Genomic DNA, 5,571 nt, shown 5'->3' on the forward strand with positions numbered 1-5,571 from the left:
TCAACTCCTCGAACCGCCCGGTGCGGACCCGCATGCCGGGTGGTGTGGGAGGGGTGCGGTCCACTAGGATCGCCCCCTATCCCGATTGCCGTGACGCGGATGTGACCCGGGACCGGGCCGGTGGGAACATGAAATTTATTTCATCCAGGCGTGTGAATGTTTCTTAAGGGTTGGCCCCTTATCTTGCTTTTTCCGCCGCTTCCGAGCCCAAGAGCCAGCCTTGATCCGCCGCACTCTCACTGGTGTGCTCGCCCTCATCGGGCGTTATGAAATCGAACTCGTCGATCACGGGGACGAGCGGGAAATCCGCATCGCCCAGGTCGAGGGGTTCGAGCTGCACCGGGAGCGCACCAGCCTGCCGCTGAGCCAATGCGTGCGCCGCTACATCTGCGGCGCCGGAGAGGGCGGCCTGGGCCTGTTCCCCAGCCCGTCCGCTTGAAATTCCGCACGGCTTCGCCGGTCAGAGGCCGGCGATCACCGCCATCGAAAGCGCGATGCCGCCGACCAGCAGCAGCTCGGCGAGCGCCGCCATCGCCAGGGCGCGGCCGATGTCGGCCGGGGTGGCGCGGGCGCGGCCGCCGCCGATCCAGGGCTCGGTGATGGTCACGCCGCCGTCGCGGTGCGGGCCGCCGAGCGCAAGCCCCAGCCCGCCGGCGAGCGCCGCGGCCGGCCAGCCCATGTTGAAGGAGGCGTGCTTGCGCGCGTCGCGCGCCACGGTCCGCAGGGCTCCCGCCACCGCGCCCAAGGGGCCGCCCGGCCCGACGAAGGCGCCGGCCAGCGCCAGCAGCAGGCCGGCCAGCCGCGCCGGCACGGCGTAGAGCGCGTCGTCCAGCCGGGCGGCGGCCCGGCCGAAACCGCCGTGCCGCACGCCGGGGCTGCCGATGGCGGCGTCCACCCCGGCCGAGGCCGCCCAGACCAGCAGCCCCGGCATGCCCAGCAGCAGATAGCCGAAGACCGGCCCGGCGATGCGGCGGACGAAGGCGCGGCCGGCCTGTTCCACGGCGGCGCGGGCCACGCCGTGCGCGTCCAGGCTGAAGGCATGCCGGCGGGTGAGGGGGCCGACCGCCTCCTGCCCGGCGGACAGGCCGCCGGCCTCCAGCGCGCGGCGCACCGCGCGGATGCGGTTCCAGGCCTCCCGCCCGCGCAGGACCGACAGCAGCAGCAGCAGTTCCAGCGCCCAGCCCCGGCCGTGGTCGCCGATCCAGCCCACCAGCGCGCCGAGTGCCGCCGCGGCGAGCAGGATCGCCAGAACCAGCAGCGCGCCGCGCAGGGTGCGCGCGGACGGGCCGCGCTCGATCCGGTTCAGCCGGCGGTCGCCCCAGGCGGCCGCGCGCCCGGCCAGCGCCGCCGGGTCGGGCAGGAAACGCCCCAGCCGGTCGCCCACCGCCGCGTCCACGGCCAGCGCCGTCAGCAGGAGCGGCAGCGAGCCCAGCGCCGCGGCAAGGGGGCCGTCGAAGGAGGGCAGGGGGATCAGCGCCCGCCCGCCTGGCGCAGCATGGAGATGACCCGGCCGTTGCGGCCATCCTCCGCCCAGTTGACGGCGGTGCGGCCGGTGTAGTCGGTGCGGTCGGGCTTGGCGCCCGCCTTCAGCAGCCGTTCCACCAGGGCGGGGCGGCCCTGGCGCGCGGCGACCATCAGGGGCGTCATGCCCTGCTTGTTGTCCTGGTCCACCTTCGCGCCCTTCTTCAGGAGAAGCTCGACCGTCTCCAGGTCGCCCTGTTCGGCGGCGTGGTGCAGCGGCAGGTTGCCGTCGCGGTCGGCGCGGCTGGGGAGGGCGCCGTTGTCGAGCAGCGCCCGGATCATCTCGGCGTTCCCCTGCTCGATCGCCAGGATCAGCACCGTCTTGCCGGCGACGTTCGCCTGGTTCGGGTTCTCGCCCTTCAGCAGCCGCGCGCGCGCTTCCGCCACGTTCCCCTGCTCGACCGGCTCGACCAGGGAGGTGTCCTTGAACAGGGACATCTGCGCCGAGGCGGGCGCCGCCACCGTGGCGAGGCCGGCGGGTGCGAGCGCGGCCGCCAGGAGGGCCAGCATGAGCCGTTTCATGGTCCTATGTCCTCTCGGAGGGAGCCTCGAATCGCCGGGATAGTAGCGAGAAGCGCCCGTCCTTGACCAGCCCCGGCGCTCGCATGGCCGGAACCTCGCCTCCGGCACGGGGTTTACCAGGGTTAAAGAGGGAGAGCCGAACATGACCTACGAAACCGATCCCAACCGCACCGGGCCGGCCACGACCGCCACCACCGGCACGGCCCAGCCCCAGGGCCTCGTCCGCGAGGCCGTCGCCATCTTCGACAGCCGCGACGCCCTGCAGAAGGCCATCGACGACCTCTACATGGCGGGATTCCAGCGCCACGAGCTGAGCGTCATGGCGAACGATCAGACCGTCCGCGACCATCTCGGCCATGTGCCGGAGCGCACGGAGGACGCCGCGCACGACCCGTCGGTGCCGCGTCAGTCCTACGTCGCGCCCGAGGATCTCGGCAGCCACCAGGGCGTGGCGGTCGGCTTCCCGGCCTATGTCGGCGCGATCATCGCGACCGGTGCGGTGCTGGCGACCGGCGGCACCGCGCTCGCGGCGGCGGCTGCCGCGGCGGCGGCCGGGGCGGGCGGCGGCGCGCTCGGCTCGGTCTTCTCGAACTGGATTTCCGACAAGCGCAACGAGCCGATGCTCCAGCAGCTCGAAAAGGGCGGCATCCTCCTGTGGGTGAACACCACCAGCCCCGAGCGCGAGCGCATCGCCCGCGAAACGCTGGAACGCCACAGCACCCACCCCGTGGAGATGCACGAGGTGGCCCAGGCCGGGTCGCAGTAAGCCCCGCCCGAGCCAGGGGCACGGCAAAAAGGGCGGGCTCCCCCAGGGGAACCCGCCCTTCTTCATGCCGCCATTCTCAATCCAGATCGCCTCAATGCAGCTTGTGCTGCGTGCCCTTCAGCGCGTCGGCGAGCGGCACGGTGCCGCAGCCGGGCTTCAGCGGCTGCTGCTGGCTTTCGTGCGGCGACCAGCCGGCGAGGTAGAGCACCTGGAAGGTGGCCGGCAGGCGCCCGTCGGGCTCGGCATACTGCTCCGCGTAGCGGCGCGCCGCCTCGAACAGCAGCTCGCGGCGGACCGGGGCCTTGTGGCGGGCCAGCACGGCGTTGGTCTCCCCCATGCCGCGCAGGTCGCGCATCAGGGCGAAGGCGTCGGAATAGGTGACGGTGAGGGTGTCGCTGTCCACCACCGGCAGGGCGAAGCCCGCGCGCTGCAGCAGCCCGCCCGCGTCGCGCACGTCGGCGTAGGGCGACACGCGCGGCGAAACACCGCCGGACACCGCCATCTCCGCCTCGAACAGGCAGCGGCGCAGCTCGGCCAAGGTTTCGCCGCCGAGCATCGAGGCGCAGAAGAAGCCGTCGGGCTTCAGCGCCTGGCGGACCTGGAGCAGGGCGCCCGGCAGGTCGTTGACCCAATGGAGGCTGAGGTTGCTGACCACGAGGTCGAAGCTGTGCGGCGCGAAGGGCAGGAACTCCTCGTCCGCCGCGACGCTCGGTCCGGACCGGCCGGCGGCCCGCGCGAAGGCCGGGGACAGGTCGCAGGCCACCAGCCGCTCGATCCCCTTGCGGCCGGCCAGCACCCGGCCCACGGCGCCGTCGTGGCTGCCGAGGTCGAGCACGGTCGGGAAGCCGCGCCGGACGTCGTCCAGACGGTCGGAGAGCCGTTCGGCCACCTCCTCGAACAGGAAGGCGTGCTCGGTGAAGCGGGGCGCGGCGCGGTCGCGGCGGCGGCGGACCAGGACGCGGTCGAAAACGTTCATGCTGTCGCTCATGCCCCGAATATAGCCCAGCCCGAACGCGCTACAACCATCGGAGAAGCGGCCCGGCCATGCTAAGCTCGCGGCCACGGGACTGCGTCGTTCGCAGGCTCTTCGCGGGAGGTTCGGGCATGGGGATCGAGGAAGCCGTCGGCGTCAGCTACGAGGCGCTGATCGTCATCATCAAGATCACCTTCCCGACGCTGCTGATCACCACGGCGCTCGGCATGCTGCTGACGCTGTTCCAGTCGGTCACGCAGATCAACGAATCGACGCTCCAGCAGGACCTGAAGATCTTCGTCACGCTGGCGATCCTGTTCGTCACCGGCCCGGCCATCTACCTGTCCCTGCACGACTACACCCACCTGATCTTCGAGCGCATCGACTCGATCCACGGGATGGAGATCAGGCTTCCCCGCTAGGGCGCCGGCCAGGAGAGGCGCCCCGCCATGGCCCCCGCAGCCGCCGCCATCTCCGCCCTGCGCCGGCTGGCCGGCGCCGCGCTGGACGCGGTGCTGCCGCCGCGCTGCCTGGGCTGCGGCGGGACGGTGGACCGGCAGGGCGGCCTCTGCCCCGCCTGCTGGGCGGGGCTCACCTTCATCGCCGCCCCGCTCTGCGCCTGCTGCGGGTTGCCCTTCGACTTCGCGGTGGAGGGGGAAAGCCTGTGCGGCGCCTGCGCGGCGGAACCGCCGCCTTACGGGCGCGCCCGCGCGGTGCTGGTCTATGACGACGGCAGCCGCCCGCTGATCCTCGGCTTCAAGCACGGCGACCGCACCCACGCCGCCCGCGCCTTCGGCGGATGGCTCGCCCGCGCCGGGGCGGAGCTGCTGGCCGAGACGGACCTGCTGGTGCCGGTGCCGCTCCACCGCTGGCGCCTGTTCCGCCGCCGCTACAACCAGGCGGCCCTGCTGGCCCAGGCGCTGGGCCGCCAGACCGGCATCCCCGTCGCCCCCGACCTGATGGAACGCCGCCGCGCGACCCCGTCGCAGGGCGGACTCGACCGCTCCGGCCGCCGGCGCAACGTGGCCGGCGCCTTCCGGCCGCGGCGCGGGGCGGACACCCTGCTGGCGGGCAAGCGCGTGCTGCTGGTGGACGACGTGCTCACCACCGGCGCCACCCTGGCGGAATGCGCGAAGGTGCTGCGGCGCGCGGGTGCGGCGCGGGTGGAGGTGCTGACCCTGGCGCGGGTGGTGCGGGGCTGAGGATGTTACAAGGATTTGTGGACTATGGTTAGAAAATGCCGGAAAAATTTTTCTGTCGGCGCTAAGTTATTGCTTTAGATGAAGGCTTTGTCGGATCCCAAGGTGCTCTCGGAGCGTATGCCCAACGTTCAGAAATTTTGAGCGTAGCTTAGCTCCTGCAGCTATTATTATCTTGATCCCCCCTTAGTGACGGTGACCGTAGGACCATTGCAAGAAAGCTTCAATCCTTGCGCTCGTGTGCTGCTAGCAGATAAGATTGATCCCCTAAACACCGGCGCGTTACCTACCTACATAGAAGGCTTTATCATCTATCGGAGGCGTGCGATATATCGCAGAGGAAACTGATACACTTATGAATGGCCATAAAGACAGAGAGGTGTCCTTTGGATGGGGGTTATGATCAAGGTTATATGGCATGCCCCTGTTTCTGGGGAGATAAACCGGGATCGCTTGTTGCTCAAGTTCTTAAAGAAGGGAACTTCATAGGAAAGGAGGTGCTTGAGAGCCTGTTTGACTGAAACCTGCTTCTGCCTGTTGGTGACGGCAGGAGGAGTGGACGATGTGGACAGACGCGCAGCGGGAAAAGT

The 5,571-nt window shown here is 70.5% G+C and carries 7 protein-coding genes; 4 read left to right on the top strand and 3 right to left on the bottom strand.

The annotated features are described in order from the left end of the window. Nucleotides 1-220: 220 nt before the first annotated feature. The gene (locus JUB11_RS32065; RefSeq protein ID WP_207462870.1) at nt 221-439 is read left to right on the top strand and encodes a hypothetical protein; all 219 of its coding nucleotides are present in this window, start codon (nt 221-223) and stop codon (nt 437-439) included. 21 nt (nt 440-460) lie between these two features. Here JUB11_RS32065 and JUB11_RS32070 read toward each other — a convergent pair whose 3' ends face one another. Beyond that, complete coding sequence (locus JUB11_RS32070) at nt 461-1,474, bottom strand: cobalamin biosynthesis protein (protein ID WP_348771550.1); 1,014 nt, start codon at nt 1,472-1,474, stop codon at nt 461-463. Then, nucleotides 1,471-2,043 (bottom strand): ankyrin repeat domain-containing protein, encoded by a 573-nt coding sequence (locus JUB11_RS32075; RefSeq protein ID WP_207462871.1) that lies wholly within the window; start codon nt 2,041-2,043, stop codon nt 1,471-1,473. The genes JUB11_RS32070 and JUB11_RS32075 overlap by 4 nt, the downstream gene beginning before the upstream one ends. Nucleotides 2,044-2,185: 142 nt before the next feature. Between JUB11_RS32075 and JUB11_RS32080 the strand changes: the two genes are divergently transcribed. Next, nucleotides 2,186-2,809: a hypothetical protein gene (locus JUB11_RS32080; RefSeq protein ID WP_247887471.1), complete on the top strand. Its 624-nt coding sequence runs from the start codon at nt 2,186-2,188 to the stop codon at nt 2,807-2,809. Between the two features lie 91 nt (nt 2,810-2,900). Here the strand turns inward: JUB11_RS32080 and JUB11_RS32085 are convergent, their stop codons facing one another. Beyond that, entirely contained in the window at nt 2,901-3,785 is an 885-nt protein-coding gene (locus JUB11_RS32085) for a methyltransferase domain-containing protein (protein ID WP_247887472.1), read from the bottom strand. A 128-nt stretch (nt 3,786-3,913) separates the two neighbouring features. On the opposite strand from JUB11_RS32085, the gene JUB11_RS32090 reads away from it, so the two are divergent. Together JUB11_RS32090 and JUB11_RS32095 are read left to right on the top strand one after the other, a co-directional pair. Beyond that, nucleotides 3,914-4,204 carry a flagellar biosynthetic protein FliQ gene (locus JUB11_RS32090; RefSeq protein ID WP_207462873.1) on the top strand — a complete coding sequence of 97 codons (291 nt, stop codon included), beginning with the start codon at nt 3,914-3,916 and terminating at the stop codon, nt 4,202-4,204. Nucleotides 4,205-4,231: 27 nt separating this feature from the next. Continuing rightward, the gene (locus JUB11_RS32095; protein ID WP_207462874.1) at nt 4,232-4,984 is read left to right on the top strand and encodes a ComF family protein; all 753 of its coding nucleotides are present in this window, start codon (nt 4,232-4,234) and stop codon (nt 4,982-4,984) included. The last annotated feature ends 587 nt before the right edge of the window (nt 4,985-5,571 follow it).

The organism is Azospirillum sp. SYSU D00513 (genome assembly GCF_017356015.1).
Lineage (GTDB): Bacteria > Pseudomonadota > Alphaproteobacteria > Azospirillales > Azospirillaceae > Azospirillum.

What these genes read in the sequence shown, in the direction of transcription:
- JUB11_RS32075 (WP_207462871.1), bottom strand. Translation starts at nt 2,043, where the DNA reads ATGAAACGGCTCATGCTGGCCCTCCTGGCGGCCGCGCTCGCACCCGCC.
- JUB11_RS32080 (WP_247887471.1), top strand. Translation starts at nt 2,186, where the DNA reads ATGACCTACGAAACCGATCCCAACCGCACCGGGCCGGCCACGACCGCC.
- JUB11_RS32085 (WP_247887472.1), bottom strand. Translation starts at nt 3,785, where the DNA reads ATGAACGTTTTCGACCGCGTCCTGGTCCGCCGCCGCCGCGACCGCGCC.
- JUB11_RS32090 (WP_207462873.1), top strand. Translation starts at nt 3,914, where the DNA reads ATGGGGATCGAGGAAGCCGTCGGCGTCAGCTACGAGGCGCTGATCGTC.
- JUB11_RS32095 (WP_207462874.1), top strand. Translation starts at nt 4,232, where the DNA reads ATGGCCCCCGCAGCCGCCGCCATCTCCGCCCTGCGCCGGCTGGCCGGC.